The sequence below is a fragment of the Burkholderia sp. MSMB1078WGS genome (assembly GCF_001528895.1).
Classification (GTDB): Bacteria; Pseudomonadota; Gammaproteobacteria; order Burkholderiales; family Burkholderiaceae; genus Burkholderia.
Genome location: NZ_LPDI01000038.1, coordinates 45,255 through 58,807 on the forward strand (window position 1 = coordinate 45,255; position 13,553 = coordinate 58,807).

Consider the following 13,553-nt stretch of genomic DNA (forward strand, 5'->3'; position numbering starts at 1 on the left):
CGGCTTGGCTGGTTATTCCGCGACGCTGCGTGTGCCGGCGCGGGCGATCTGCGCGTCCTGTTCGGACTTTACGCCAGACACGCCGATCGCGCCCGTTATCCGGCCGCCGACCGTAACCGGCACGCCGCCTTCGAGCAATCCCGTCAGCGGCGCACTCAGAAACGCGGTGCGGCCACCGTTGATCATATCCTCATACGCCTTCGTGTCGCGACGGCCGAGCGCCGCCGCACGCGCCTTGTCCTGCGCAAGGTAGCTGCTGGCCGGCGATGCGCCGTTCAGCCGCGCGAACGCGAGCAGGTGCCCGCCATCGTCGACGACGGCGATCGACACGGCCCAGCCGTGGCGTTCCGCTTCCTCGCGGGCAGCGGCGAGCATGCGCTCGGCATCGGCCAGTTCGAGTTCGGGTTTCGTTTGCATGGCTTTCCTCCGGAATCGGCGGTCAGTCGACCAGCCGGTTGTCGGCGAGCTCGATCCAGTGACGCGCGGGCGTGCGGCCCGCGCCGTTCAGACGAGTCTGGCAGCCGACGTTGGCGATGACAATCAGGTCGGGCTGCGCGGCTTCCAGCGCATCGAGCTTGTTGTCGCGGAGTGTCGTCGCGAGTTCGGGTTGCGTCAGCGAATGGGGGCCGGCCGAGCCGCCCATATCCGCCAGGACGAGGCGCGCTGGTGCAGTGTGCTCGTCGACGCGATCCGGTCGCTCGACACGGTCCCGACGCGGGGCGGTGGACATGCGGTTGCGCGGCGGCGCGGGTGGGGCGCAACCGGGACGGTAACCGCTAGAATTGCGGTTTTCGCCCGGAATACGTCCATGTCTTTTGCCTCGCTTGGCCTGATCGAGCCGTTGCTGCGCAATGTGCAGAGCCTCAATTACCAGACACCCACGCCGGTGCAGGCCAAGGCGATTCCCGCCGTGCTCGGCGGCAAGGACGTCATGGCCGCCGCGCAGACCGGCACCGGCAAGACGGCCGGCTTTGCGCTGCCGCTGTTGCAACGGCTGGTGCAACACGGCCCGGCGGTGTCCAGCAACCGTGCGCGCGTGCTGGTGCTGGTGCCCACGCGAGAACTGGCCGAACAGGTGCTGCAGAGCTTCGTTGCGTACGGCAAAGGGCTCGATCTGCGATTTCTGGCCGCGTACGGCGGCGTGAGCATCAATCCTCAGATGATGAAGCTGCGCAAGGGCGTGGACGTGCTCGTTGCCACGCCGGGCCGCTTGCTCGACCTCCATCGCCAGAACGCCGTGCAGTTCGATCAGGTGCAGACGCTGGTGCTGGACGAAGCCGACCGCATGCTGGATCTCGGCTTCGCGCGCGAACTCGACGCGGTCTTCGCCGCGTTGCCCGCCAAGCGCCAGACGCTGCTGTTCTCGGCCACGTTCTCCGACGAGATCCGCACGATGGCGGCGGGCATTCTGCGCAGCCCGGTCGACATCAGCGTCAGCCCGCCCAACGCCACGGCGAGCAAGATCAAGCAATGGGTGGTGCCGGTCGACAAGCGGAACAAGCCGGATCTCTTCATGCACCTGGTGGCCCAAAACAAGTGGGAGCATGCGCTGGTATTCGTCAAGACCCGCAATGGCGTCGATTATCTGGCGCTCATGCTGGAGAAAGCGGGCTACGCGGTCGATACGATCCACGGCGACAAGCCGCAACCCGCACGTTTGCGCGCGCTGGAGCGTTTCAAGACGGGTGAAGTGCAGATGCTGGTCGCCACCGACGTGGCGGCGCGCGGGCTGGATATCGACGATCTGCCGCTGGTGATCAACGTCGATCTGCCGATCGTCGCGCAAGACTACGTGCACCGTATCGGCCGTACCGGCCGTGCGGGCGCCAGCGGTGTCGCGGTGTCGCTCGTGTGCGCCGATGAAGCGCCGCAATTGGCCGCGATCGAAGCGCTGATCCGGCAGACGCTGCGTCGGGAAGAAGAGCCGGGTTTCGAAGCCGAACACCGCGTGCCGGAAACCAGCGCGACGGGTCAGATCGTCAAGAAGCCGAAAAAGCCGAAGAAGCCCAAGGTGCAGCAAGCCGTGCCGGTCGCCAAACCGGGGCCGGGCAAGAAGCCGCATACGCAGGGCGGCGAAGGCAAGCGCAAGTCCGGGGCGCAGCATGCGACGGCCACGGGTGCCGGCAAGGGTCCCGACTACACCATCGGCAGCCCGTTCAGCGTGCAGAAGCCGCGCAGCAAACCGGCGGCCAAGCCGCCGGCGGGGAAGGCTGCGGGCAAATCTGCCGGCGGGCGTGGCAAACCTGGCAAACCGTCCAGGTAGACTGAACCCTTCCCTTTCAACGTGCCCGATACGATCGAACCGTCCGATGCAGTGAACGCATACGGGCGGTTCGGAACCGCGCTGCCGGTTTTCTCGCTCGCGACCTGAAACCGCGTGCGATAGCGGCTTCCCCGCGTGACCCATGATGGGCGATGACTGAAGTGAGAGATGGAATGACGACGACATTCGACGAGGCGACAACGGCGGCGATTGCCGCATTTGCCCAACTGGATTTCTACACGGCTGTGCAAGCGATGCGCGCCGAGGCCGATTACGACCACGAACGAGACCAGTGGATCTCGCGCTATATCGACGAGCACGGCGGCGGCGTGGACGATGCGGAATACGACGCCCTGCACGCGCAGGCGCAGGCAACGCCGGAATACGCGGAGTTCATCGAGGGGGTCCGGCGGGAAATTCTGGAGTACTTCGGCGTAACCGACGATCAACTGGACTGCATGGTCGTGCTGCGCGAAGACGACAGCGATGCGCTGTGGGCGGAAGTCAACCGGCAGCGTAGCGCGCTGGGAACCGGTGAAGTGCGCGGCGATCTCTGACCGGGCCCGTCATTCGTCGGCAGGTTGGGGGCGCCATTTGAAGATCGGCTCCGAGCCACGTATCGAATGCTCGCCTGTCAATCAATCTTCTCGCGCCAGTCGTAGCAGGATATCGGCGAGGGCTCGAATTTTCGGTTGTGCCGCCCGTTGGGGCGGATAGACGAGGAAGTAGGAAAGGCCGTCTTCAGCCACATCCTCGAACGGTGTCACGAGCGATCCGGCACGGAGTCGGTCTCGCGCCATTCGCGGGTCGCCGATTGCAATGCCGTGTCCTTCCGTCGATGCCGCGAGCGTCAATTCGAGGGTATCGAATACGAGCCCGCGTCCCGCATCGATCTGGCGTGCCCCCACGTGATCGAGCCAGCATCGCCACTCTGCGCGGCTGGGCCCGGGATGGAGCAAATCGACATGCGCAAGGTCGGCAACGGATCGCAGCGATGTCGCCAATGCGGGCGCGCACATTGGCGTGAGCCGCTCGGGAAACAGCGGTACCGCGTCCATACCGGTCCACTGCCCCGTGCCCCGCACGATGATGGCGTCGACGTCGGACGTGGCGAAATCCGGCGTGTCGTCCGCGGATGTCGAGAGACGCAGCTCCGTCCCGCTCATCGCGCGATGAATGTCCGGCAGCCGTGGGAGCAACCAGCGAACGGCGAACGTGGACGGCAACTTCAACGTGAGCACCGAGGTCGCCCGTGCATAGGCATCCGCATGCCTGACCAATCGCGCGAGCACGTCGACCGCGACCGTCAGCAGTGCATTGCCTTCCGGCGTCAACGTCAGCCCCGATACATGGCGCACGAACAGTGCGCATCGGTAATGCGTTTCCAGCTGCTGTATCTGGCGGCTCACTGCGCCTTGCGTGCGGCATAGATGATCCGCGGCCTTGCTGACGCTGCCCAGCTGCGCCGCGGCGACGAACGACTGAATCGCCGCCAGCGGCGGGAGCGGGCGCGTCAGATCGGCCAGCGGATATGCATGCGCCGCATACCCGGGTTGCAAATTTTTCGATTGTTCGGTCATCGGTGCGTCGCTATCGTGCGTCTAGCGGATGCCCTGTTCTCGCGAATGAACGGGGTCGTCGACGAATGATCGGAGGATAATTTTGGGCTCAACGTCGGAATCACTCTACACGGAACAGGTTCGCGCTTACCTTCGGGAACTGGAGCGAGGCGACGTCTGCGCCATTTGCGCGCTATTTACGCCGGACGCGCAGATTTTCTCGCCATTTCTCGGCTGGATGCACCCCGAGCCCTTCTTTTCGAAGGTCGCTGCCGCATCGGGAGAAAGCAGGATTACACCGATCGATATCTGCGTCAGCACGAGCGGGGCTCGACGTGCGACAGGTTACTTCATCTACGACTGGGGCCTGAAAGACGGTTCGGTGGCGCGCTTCGAGTGCGTCGACGTGTTCGAGTTCGACACGGCGGGGCTCATCGAACGGATGATCATCGTGTACGACACCCATCCGATTCGCAGTACGGTCGGCGACAAGTATGCCTAGTTGAATCGATGTCGGGCAAAGTCGTGCCCTGACGCCCACGCGCGTCGAACCCCCGGCGAGCGACGAGTGTAATCGGTCGATGGCGTTGAAGCCTGGACGGCGGGCCAGGTTCGCCAGGGGACCCTACCCGAATCCGCAACAGAATCCGCAAAAAAAGCCCGCCGAAGCGGGCAACCTCACGATGCGGAGGGGGAGATACGAAGACGCAGCCGGCGCGCGTTCAGCCTTTCGTCGCGCCGAACGTGAGCCCCGCGACGAAATGCTTCTGCATCGCGAAGAACATCGCGACCGACGGCAGCGCGGCGAGAATCGACCCGGCCGATACGAGATTCCACGACGTCGTCCATTGCCCCTTCAGCGCCGCGACACCCGCCGTGATCGGCGCCGCCTCGTCGCCTTGCGTGAGGCACAGCGCCCAGAAGTAATCGTTCCACACGAACGTGAACACGAGAATCGCGAGTGCGGCCAGCGCCGGCCGGATCAACGGCAGCACGATTCGCCAGAACACCGTCCATTCGCCCGCGCCTTCGATGCGCGCCGCCTCGATCAGCTCGAACGGCAACTGCTTGATGAAGTTGCGCAGGAACAGCGTGCAGAAGCCCGTCTGGAACGCGACGTGAAACAGGATCAGCGCTTCGACGGTATTGAACACGCCGAGCCGCAGCGACAGGTCGCGCACCGGAATCATCAACACCTGCACCGGCACGAAATTGCCGGCGACGAACGTGCCGAACAGCGCGGTATTGCCGCGAAACCGATAGGTGGCGAGCGCGAAGCCGGCCATCGCCGCGAGCGCGATCGAGCCGATGACCGACGGCACGGTGATCTGCACGCTGTTCCAGAAGTAATGCAGCATCGGCGACGTGGTCAGCGCGTCGCGATAGTTCTCGATCATCGCGAAGCGGCGCGGCCAGCCCCAGTAATGACCTTCGACGAGTTCCTCGGTCGAGCGCACCGACGTGACGAACACCGCGATCATCGGCAGCAGCCAGACGAGCAGCGCGACGGGCAGCGACAGCTTGTACAGCCGGCGCGATACCGGCTTCCAGTGGGCAACGGGTGTCGGAAACATGATGAGCGCACTCCCGAAAGGTCACTGCTCGTTGCGCAGCATGCGGCGCAACTGGAACACGATGTAGACGAGCATGATCGCGAACAGCACGACCGCGATCGACGCGGAATAGCCGAGCCGGTAGTACTTGATCGCCTGGTCGTACATGTAATACGCGAGCACGGTCGAGCTTTCGAACGGGCCGCCGCCCGTCATCACCGAGATCAGGTCGAAGCTGCGCAGCGCGCCGATCACCGTGACGACGATCGCCATGAAGGTGGTCGGCCGCAGTTGCGGCAGCACGACGTGCCATAGCAGCGCGAATCCGCGCGCGCCTTCCATCCGCGCGGCCTCGATCTGTTCCGGGTTGACCGACGTGAGCCCGGTCAGGTACAGGATCATGCAGTACGCCGTTTGCGGCCACAGCGCGGCGAACACGATCCCGAACGTCGCATAGCGCGCGTCGCCGAGTACCGGGATGCCATGCCCGGCGAGCAGCGCGAGCAGCCCGAAGGTCGGATCGTAGAACCACGAGAAGATCAGCCCGACGACCACGCCCGACAGCACGAACGGCGCGAAGAACAGCGATTTCACGAGCCGGATGCCACCGACCGCCTGGTTCAGGTACAGCGCGAGGGCGAGGCCGAGCGGCGGCGCGAGCATGAACAGCGCGAGCCAGATCACGTTGTTGCGCAGCGCCGTGTAGAACGTCGGCGCGTGCAGCAGCTCCGCATAGTTCGCGAGACCGACGAAGGTGCGTTCGGTCATCCCGTCCCAGTTGTACAGGCTCAGCCACAGCGTCGACAGGATCGGCCAGATCACATAGACGGCTACCATCGCGCAGGCCGGCGCGAGAAAGAGCCACGCGGCGCGCCGTTGCCGCCGCACGGCGGGCGACGGGCGGCGCGCGGGCAGCGTGGTGGCGGATGGGCCGCGCGGCGGCGCGGTGCCGGCGGGCGGGGGGGACGCGATCGGACTGGACACGGCAAGCCTCCTGAACGGACACGGCGGCGCGCGGCCGCCGGTTGGGTCACGCGGTCACTTCTTGTAGATCCGCTTGCGGGTCTGTTCGAGCTGTGCGAGCACCGTATCGAGCTGCGCGGGATTCGCGAGGAACTGCTGCATGCCCTTCATCCCTTCGTCGGCCATTTCCTTGGTCATGTCGCGATCGTAGAACTGCGCGACGCCGCCCTTCGTGTCGGCGAGGATCCGGAAGCCGATGCGCGAGATCGGATCGGCCGGCTCCGGCGACTTGCTGTTGGCCGACAGCGAGCCGAGCCCTTCGGCCAGCTTCGCGCCGATCTCCGGCGTTTCGACGAACGCGAGGAACGTGTGCGCGTCGGCCTTGTTCTTCGCCTTGGTCGGGATGTGCAGCGATTCGACCGGGCCGTCCTCCGCGGTCGGCACCTTCGGGTCGATGATCGGGAAGCGGTAGTAGCCCATTTCCTGCTTGACGTTCGGCGGGAAACCCGCCGCGATGAAGGTGCCCATCAGCATCATCGCGGCCTTGCCCTGGAACAGGAACGGCTGCGCGCCGTCGAGATCGTAGGACAGCGCGTTGTCGATGAAGTAACCGGCATCGATCAGCGATTTCCACGTCGTGTAGACCTTCTTCACGCGCGGGTCGGTGTACGGCACGTCGCCGGCCATCAGTTGCTGGTGGAACGCGTTGCCGTTCAGCCGCAGGTCGAGATAATCGAACCAGCCGGCGAGCGTCCACGCATCGCGGCCGCCGATCGCCACCGGCGTGATGCCCGCGGCCTTGAGCTTCTTGCACGCATCGAGAAACTGGTCCCACGTCTTCGGTTCGTCGGCGATGCCGACCTTGCGGAACAGATCCTTGCGGTAGAACAGCCCCCACGAGTAATAGACGGTCGGCGCCGCGTACTGCTTGCCGTTGTACGACGATGCGCTGCGCGTCGACGCGTACATCGCATCCCAGCCGTTCTTCGTCCAGTCGCCGCTCAGATCCTCGAACAGCCCGCGCTTCGCGTAGTACGCCATCCGTTCGCCCGCGTGCCAGTTCACGACGTCCGGCGCGACGGTCGTGAGCCACGCGGGGAGCTGTACCTTGTACGCTTCCTCGTCGACGAAGGTCGGCTTCACGTCGATGTCGGGATGCGCCTTGTGGAACGCTTCGATCGTCGACTGCCACACGGCGCGCTGGCTCGCGCCCTTGAACGCGATGTTGATCGTCAGCGTGCCGGCATCGGCGGGCGCCGTCGTGCCGAGCGACGCGAAGGCGACGGCGGCGGCCGTGGCGAGCCGGGCGGCGGCGCGAAGGGGGCGATGTGTCATGGTGTCTCCAGTCCTGTGTGTCGTTGTGCGTGACCGGCGCGTTGCGGCGCCGGGGGAGGTTACGAACGGCTTCGATACACGGCGACGCCTTGCGGCTCGACCTGTGCGGCGCCGACCACGAACGCGGACGGCGGCACCGCGTCGATCGTGTGCGGTGTGCTCGCGTAATTGAACACGTAAGTCAGCCCGCCGCGCCGGCTCACGCGTACGGCGTCGCCGAGCGGCGTCGGCGCGAGGCCGGCTTCTGCCGCGACATCGGCGAACAGTCGCGTGGTGGTTGCATCGTCGAACGGTGCGGCCCAGTAGTGCAGCGTACCGTGCGTGATGCACGCCGGATGGCCGTCGGCGAAGCGCGCGTGCACGACGCTGCGCGTGTCGTCGTGCAGCTCGACGAGGTCGCGCCAGTGACGCGCGTCGCCCGCGAACGGCGCGCCGTCGCGCAACGTGCCGTCGATCCGTTCGGTCACGTTCGGCCGCAGCGATTCGACGCGCCATACCCGCACGGGCAGGATCGACGCGAGTGGGCCGGGCGGCAGCGCCGGCGGAACCTGCAGGTCGGCGGTCTTCGAGCCGGTGCGCGGCCCGAACACCGCATGCGCGCCCGACGCGGCGAGCCGCGACGCGAAATCGTCCGGTACGATCGGCAGCGGCGGCACGACGACGAGGCGGTAGCCGTCGAGCGGCGCGTGCGCCGACACGATGTCGACGTCGAGGCCGAGCGAGCGCAGCGCCGAGTAGTACTCGAACGCGAAACGCGGATAGTGGAAATCGGCGCCCTGCGGCTGCACTTCGAACAGCCACTTCGCCTCGTAGTCGAAGACCAGCGCGACCGGTGCGCGCACCGGGCCGTCCGCGTCCGCGCCGGCGTCGTGCACGGCCACGATCTCGCGCGCGACGCGCTGCGCTTCGCGGCCGCCTTCGTCGAGCTGGTCGTCGGGGGTGTGCAGTCCCGCGTGCATCTGTTCCTGCGCGAACGGCGCCTGCCGCCAGCGGAAGTACGACACGCAGCCGGCGCCGTGCGCGAACGCTTCCCAGCTCCACAGCCGCACCATGCCCGGCAGCGGCGCGGGGTTCCAGTGCGCCCAGTTCACGGGGCCCGGCTGCTGTTCCATCACCCAGAACGGCAGTTTCGACATGCCGCGGTACAGGTCGTGATTGAACGACGCGAAATCGGGATGGCCGGTGCGCAGCCAGCGCGCCTTCACGTCGGGCGCGAACCACAGCTCCTCGAGCGCGCCGAGCGGGTAGCTGTCCCACGTCGCGACGTCGAGGTCGCGCGCGACTTCGTAGTGATCGAACTCGGTGAACAGCTGCATGAAGTTGTGCGCGACCGGGCGGCCCGGCGAGTGTGCGCGGATCACGTCGACCTGCATTCGGTGATAGCGCGCGAGTTCGTCGGACGCGAAGCGCCGGTAGTCGAGGCGATGCGACGGATGGGCTTCGGTCACGGTGCCCACGGGCGCATCCACTTCGTCGAAATGGCGATACTCCATGCTCCAGAACACGGTGCCCCACGCACGGTTGAGCGCGTCGATCGTGCCGTAGCGCGCCTGCAGCCATTCGCGGAAGCGCACGAGCGCGGCCGGCGAGTAGCTGACGACGGTCTGGTGGCAACCCAGCTCGTTGTCGGTCTGCCAGTAGCGCACGGCCGGGTGGCGGCCATAGCGTTCGGCGACCGCCGTGCAGATCTGGCGCGACGCTTCGAGATAGGTCGGCGACGAGAAATCGTAGTGGCGGCGCGAGCCGAACGCGCGCGGCCGGCCGTCGGCGCCGATCGCGAGGATGTCGGGATGGCGGTCGACCAGCCATTTCGGCGGCGTGGCGGTCGGCGTGCACATCACGATCTCGAGGCCGGCCGCCCCGAGCACGTCGACCGCACGGTCGAGCCAGCCCCAGTCGTATTCGCCCGGCGACGGCTCGATACGGCTCCACGCGAATTCGGCGATCCGCACCTGCGCGATGCCGAGCGTTTTCATCCGGCGGGCGTCGTCGGCCCACATCGATTCCGGCCAGTGTTCCGGGTAGTAGCAGACTCCGAGGCGCATGCCGATCCTTATGCGTAGTGGTGAACGTGGACGTCGGCGCACACGGGCACCGCGCGGCCGTCTTCGGTGAACAGATGGCAGGCCGCGGCCGGCGCGTGCACGTGCACGCGTTCGCCGGTGTGCACCTGCGCGTCGCCCGGCACCTTCGCGATCAGCGGCGTCGCACTGGGCTGGCCGCACGGATCGAGGTGCACGTAGGTCTGTTCGCCCAGGCGCTCGACGAGCGCGACGTCGCGCGCGAGCGTCGTCGCATCGGGCGCGGCGCCGAGCGTCAGGTGCTCGGGGCGGATGCCGAGCGTCACGGCGGCGCCGGCGCCGAGCGCCGAGCCGTCGCGCGGCAGCACGAAGATTTCGCCGGACGGCACGAGCGAGACGGTCGTGCGATGCGCGTCGCACGCGGTCACGACGGCCGGCAGGAAGTTCATGCGCGGCGAGCCGATGAAGCCCGCGACGAAGCGGCTGGCCGGGTGATGGTAGAGGTCGAGCGGCGCGCCGACCTGCGCGATGCTGCCGTGCCGCGCGGTATCCGCGCCGGCGTGCAGCAGCACGATCTTGTCGGCGAGCGTCATCGCCTCGGTCTGGTCGTGCGTCACGTAGACGACGCTCGCGCGTTCGAACTGCCGATGCAGCCGCGCGATCTCGATGCGGGTCTGGCCGCGCAACGCCGCGTCGAGATTCGACAGCGGTTCGTCGAACAGGAACACGCCGGGCTCGCGCACGATCGCGCGGCCGATCGCGACGCGCTGCCGCTGGCCGCCCGACAGCGCCTTCGGCTTGCGTTCGAGCAGCGTGTCGAGCTGCAGGATCCGTGCGGCGTCGCGCACCTTCCGGTCGATCTCGGCCTTCGGCACGCGCGCGAGCTTCAGCCCGAACGCCATGTTCTCGTACACCGTCATGTGCGGAAACAGCGCGTAGCTCTGGAACACCATCGCCACGCCGCGCTCGGCCGCCGGCACGTCGTCGACGCGGCGGCCGTCGATCGACAGCTCGCCCGCGCTCAGATCCTCCAGCCCGGCGATCATGCGCAGCAGCGTCGATTTCCCGCATCCGGACGGCCCGAGAAACACGCAGAACTCGTGCGCGCCGATCTCCAGATCGACGTCGCGAATGACCGGCGCATGCTCGCCATAGGCTTTCTGCACGCGCCGCATCGAGATGCTCGCCATTGTCTCCGCTCCATGTTCTAATGCGCCATACTGCGTGATTAAGCGCTTAATCATCGCGATCAAAAAAAGAGGCGATGTGATCGCGGCCGAGTCGCGCCCGTCGGTCGGGCGGCAAGGTGTGCGGCGATAGTGCGCCGCTTCGCTGAGCGAAGCAAATACTGGATCGACGTCTCATATAGTGGGCAAACGATGGCAACTCTGGATGAAGTGGCGCGCCGCGCCGGCGTGACGGCCGCGACGGTGTCGAACGTGCTGCGCGACCGCGGCCGGGTCGGCGACGCGACGCGGGCGCGGGTGCTCGAAGCAGTCGACGCGCTCGGGTATCGGCCGCACCTCGCCGCGCGGGCGCTGGCGGAAGGGCGTGCGCCGACGGTCGCGTTGATGGTATCGAGCATCGCGAACCCGTTCTACCCGGAGTTCGCGCTCGCGGTCGAGCGTGCGGTGCGGCGCAACGGGCAGTTCCTGATCGTCTGCAATACGAACGAAGATCCGTTGCAGGGGCGCGCGTATCTCGACCAGATCGCCGGCACGATCTCCGAAGGCATTCTCGTGACCAATGCGAACCTGCACCTGCCGGATCTGCTCGACGTCGCGCGGCGCGGCGTGCCGGTCGTGCTGTGCCTGTGGGAGCGGCCCGAGGCGCCGCCCGACGGGCTGCCGTGCGTGGCCATCGATTTCCGCGAGGCGGGACGGATCGCGACGCGGCATCTGCTCGAACTCGGTCACGAGAAAATCGGCGTGATCGTCGGCGGCGCGGCGAGCGGTGTGCAGGCGGCGCGCTATGACGGCTTCGTCGACGTGATGCGCGACGCGGGGCTCGACGCGTCGACCGTCGAGGCCGAGCGCGATTCGATCGAGGGCGGCCTGCGCGCGGCGGGCCGGCTGCTCGATGCGCACCCGCAGTTGACTGCGCTGGTCGCGACCAACGACCTGCCGGCGATCGGCGCGCTGCACGCGGCGGCCGATCGCGGCAGGCGCGTGCCGGAGGACCTGTCGATCGTCGGCATTACCGATATTCACCTCGCCCGCGACACGCGGCCCACGCTGACGACCGTCGCGATTCCGACCGCCGAAGCGGCCGGAATCGCGGTCGAATTGCTCAATACGCTGCGCGAGGCGGGCGGCCAGGGCGACGATGCGTCGCGCGTGCGGGTCGCGTCGCTGCCGACGCTGGCGGTGCGCGGCACGACCGGGCCGGTACCGCACGCGGCATAGCGAAGCGCGGGCGGTCGTGCGCCGCCTCAGCCGCCTTCGACGAGCCGCAACACGATGCGTCGGGCCGACTCGAGATGCGCGACGGTCATCGCGCGGGCGCCGCGTGCATTGCGTTCGCGGCACGCCTGAAGGATATCGTCGTGCTCGACCTGGAATGACGGCGTATCCGCCAGCAGCGTCGCCTGCAGGCGTTCGTAACGCTCGACCTGGCCGCGCAGCTCGGCGATCGACTTCAACTGCCGCGCGTTGCCGCAGCATGAATACAGCAACTCGTGGAATTCGCGGTTCAGTTCGCCTTGCCGGCGCGGCACGGTTGCGTCGCCGAGCAGGCGATGCACGAGTTCGGCGCGCGCGAGCGTTTCGTCGTCGAGCCGTTTCACGCTGCGGTAGATCGCATCGCCTTCGAGCAGCACGCGCAAGTCGTAGATTTCCTGCACGTCCGACGCGCTCAGCATGCGCACGACGGCGCCGCGATTCCTGAAGATGTCGAGCAGGCCTTCGCGTTCCAGCCGCTGGATCGCCTCGCGCATCGGAATCCGGCTGATGCTGAACCGTTCGGCCAGATCGCGCTCGACGAGCCGCTCGCCGGCCGCCAACTCGCCGTTGACGATCATGTCGCGCAGCGACGCGGCGACCGCGTCCGCCGTGGAGTCGAGTCTGGTTTCCATGCCTGCGTGTTTCGTTAATTTGGAATAATGGTATACCAAACGACGATCCGGTGCCAGAATAGCGGCCACCGGCAGGCCTCACGCAATGGCGTCCGGGCCGGTCGAGACACCGACTTCAATTCAATGGAGAGCGAGATGGCATCGAGCGAACACACGTATCGCGTCGCGGTGGAGTGGACGGGCAATCGTGGCACAGGCACGTCGGGGTATCGCGAGTACGGCCGCGATCACGTGATCCGGGCCGGTTCCAAGCCGGATATCCCCGGGTCGTCGGATCCGGCGTTCCGCGGCGACGCGGCGCGCTGGAACCCCGAAGACCTGTTGCTCGCGTCGGCGTCGGCATGCCACAAGCTCTGGTATCTGCACCTGTGTTCCGAAGCCGGCATCCGCGTGCTGGCCTACGTCGACCACGCGGAAGGCACGATGCTCGACGGTGCCGAAGCGGGGCGCTTCACCGAAATCGTGCTGCGTCCGCAGGTGACGATCCGGGCCGGCGACGATCGTGAACGGGCGGCGCATCTGCATCACGACGCGCATGCGAAGTGCTATATCGCGAATTCGGTGAACTTTCCGATTCGCTGCGAACCGGTGATCGCGTGTGCAGCGGCGTGACGCGCCGGCAATGGACATCAGCACGAGACTCTCGTTCCGTTGACGCGCTTTTCATGGCGAAGTGCGAGGAGAAATCCAAGCGGTTCAAGCTCTGAGAAATCAACACTCGGTTGTGTCCAGAATTTCCAGAGCAGATCAACTCGGTTGGATGCAGCCTCGCGATAGCGATTCAGA

General features: G+C 66.7%; 13 protein-coding genes and 1 pseudogene. 5 read left to right on the forward strand and 9 right to left on the reverse strand.

Annotated elements, in window-relative coordinates; translation table 11 throughout:
- Window positions 1–12: 12 nt before the first annotated feature.
- Both WT24_RS08845 and glcF read right to left on the reverse strand, forming a co-directional pair.
- Window positions 13–417, reverse strand: coding sequence for a heme-binding protein (locus WT24_RS08845; RefSeq protein WP_059499591.1), 405 nt, complete (start codon window positions 415–417; stop codon window positions 13–15).
- Between the two features lie 22 nt (window positions 418–439).
- A pseudogene (gene glcF, locus WT24_RS08850) lies at window positions 440–637 on the reverse strand (glycolate oxidase subunit GlcF); the annotation flags it as partial.
- Between the two features lie 171 nt (window positions 638–808).
- Between glcF and WT24_RS08855 the strand changes: the two are divergent.
- A complete protein-coding gene (locus WT24_RS08855; RefSeq protein ID WP_059792658.1) occupies window positions 809–2,263 on the forward strand; it encodes a DEAD/DEAH box helicase in 1,455 nt (484 codons plus the stop codon).
- A 173-nt stretch (window positions 2,264–2,436) separates the two neighbouring features.
- Complete coding sequence (locus WT24_RS08860; RefSeq protein WP_060032799.1) at window positions 2,437–2,820, forward strand: hypothetical protein; 384 nt, start codon at window positions 2,437–2,439, stop codon at window positions 2,818–2,820.
- Between the two features lie 81 nt (window positions 2,821–2,901).
- Here the strand turns inward: WT24_RS08860 and WT24_RS08865 are convergent, their stop codons facing one another.
- A complete protein-coding gene (locus WT24_RS08865) occupies window positions 2,902–3,843 on the reverse strand; it encodes a LysR substrate-binding domain-containing protein (RefSeq protein WP_060032802.1) in 942 nt (313 codons plus the stop codon).
- An 82-nt stretch (window positions 3,844–3,925) separates the two neighbouring features.
- On the opposite strand from WT24_RS08865, the gene WT24_RS08870 reads away from it, so the two are divergent.
- Entirely contained in the window at window positions 3,926–4,324 is a 399-nt protein-coding gene (locus WT24_RS08870; RefSeq protein ID WP_179949330.1) for a nuclear transport factor 2 family protein, read from the forward strand.
- Window positions 4,325–4,544: 220 nt separating this feature from the next.
- On the opposite strand, the gene WT24_RS08875 is transcribed toward WT24_RS08870, so the two are convergent.
- The 5 genes from WT24_RS08875 to WT24_RS08895 are packed head-to-tail and all read right to left on the reverse strand — an operon-like array spanning window position 4,545 to window position 10,884.
- A complete protein-coding gene (locus WT24_RS08875) occupies window positions 4,545–5,396 on the reverse strand; it encodes a carbohydrate ABC transporter permease (RefSeq protein ID WP_027781771.1) in 852 nt (283 codons plus the stop codon).
- Window positions 5,397–5,417: 21 nt separating this feature from the next.
- Entirely contained in the window at window positions 5,418–6,359 is a 942-nt protein-coding gene (locus WT24_RS08880; protein WP_059499585.1) for a carbohydrate ABC transporter permease, read from the reverse strand.
- Between the two features lie 54 nt (window positions 6,360–6,413).
- A complete protein-coding gene (locus WT24_RS08885; protein ID WP_060032804.1) occupies window positions 6,414–7,673 on the reverse strand; it encodes an ABC transporter substrate-binding protein in 1,260 nt (419 codons plus the stop codon).
- Between the two features lie 59 nt (window positions 7,674–7,732).
- Entirely contained in the window at window positions 7,733–9,718 is a 1,986-nt protein-coding gene (locus WT24_RS08890; protein ID WP_059499583.1) for a beta-galactosidase, read from the reverse strand.
- An 8-nt stretch (window positions 9,719–9,726) separates the two neighbouring features.
- Window positions 9,727–10,884, reverse strand: coding sequence for an ABC transporter ATP-binding protein (locus WT24_RS08895; protein ID WP_059499582.1), 1,158 nt, complete (start codon window positions 10,882–10,884; stop codon window positions 9,727–9,729).
- A gap of 189 nt (window positions 10,885–11,073) precedes the next feature.
- On the opposite strand from WT24_RS08895, the gene WT24_RS08900 reads away from it, so the two are divergent.
- The gene (locus WT24_RS08900; protein ID WP_059499581.1) at window positions 11,074–12,099 is read left to right on the forward strand and encodes a LacI family DNA-binding transcriptional regulator; all 1,026 of its coding nucleotides are present in this window, start codon (window positions 11,074–11,076) and stop codon (window positions 12,097–12,099) included.
- Between the two features lie 26 nt (window positions 12,100–12,125).
- Here the strand turns inward: WT24_RS08900 and WT24_RS08905 are convergent, their stop codons facing one another.
- Window positions 12,126–12,767: a GntR family transcriptional regulator gene (locus WT24_RS08905; protein ID WP_059499580.1), complete on the reverse strand. Its 642-nt coding sequence runs from the start codon at window positions 12,765–12,767 to the stop codon at window positions 12,126–12,128.
- 135 nt (window positions 12,768–12,902) lie between these two features.
- Here WT24_RS08905 and WT24_RS08910 point away from each other — a divergent pair, with 135 nt between their 5' ends.
- Window positions 12,903–13,379, forward strand: a complete 477-nt coding sequence (locus WT24_RS08910; protein ID WP_059499579.1) for an OsmC family protein — start codon at window positions 12,903–12,905, stop codon at window positions 13,377–13,379.
- Window positions 13,380–13,553: the final 174 nt, after the last annotated feature.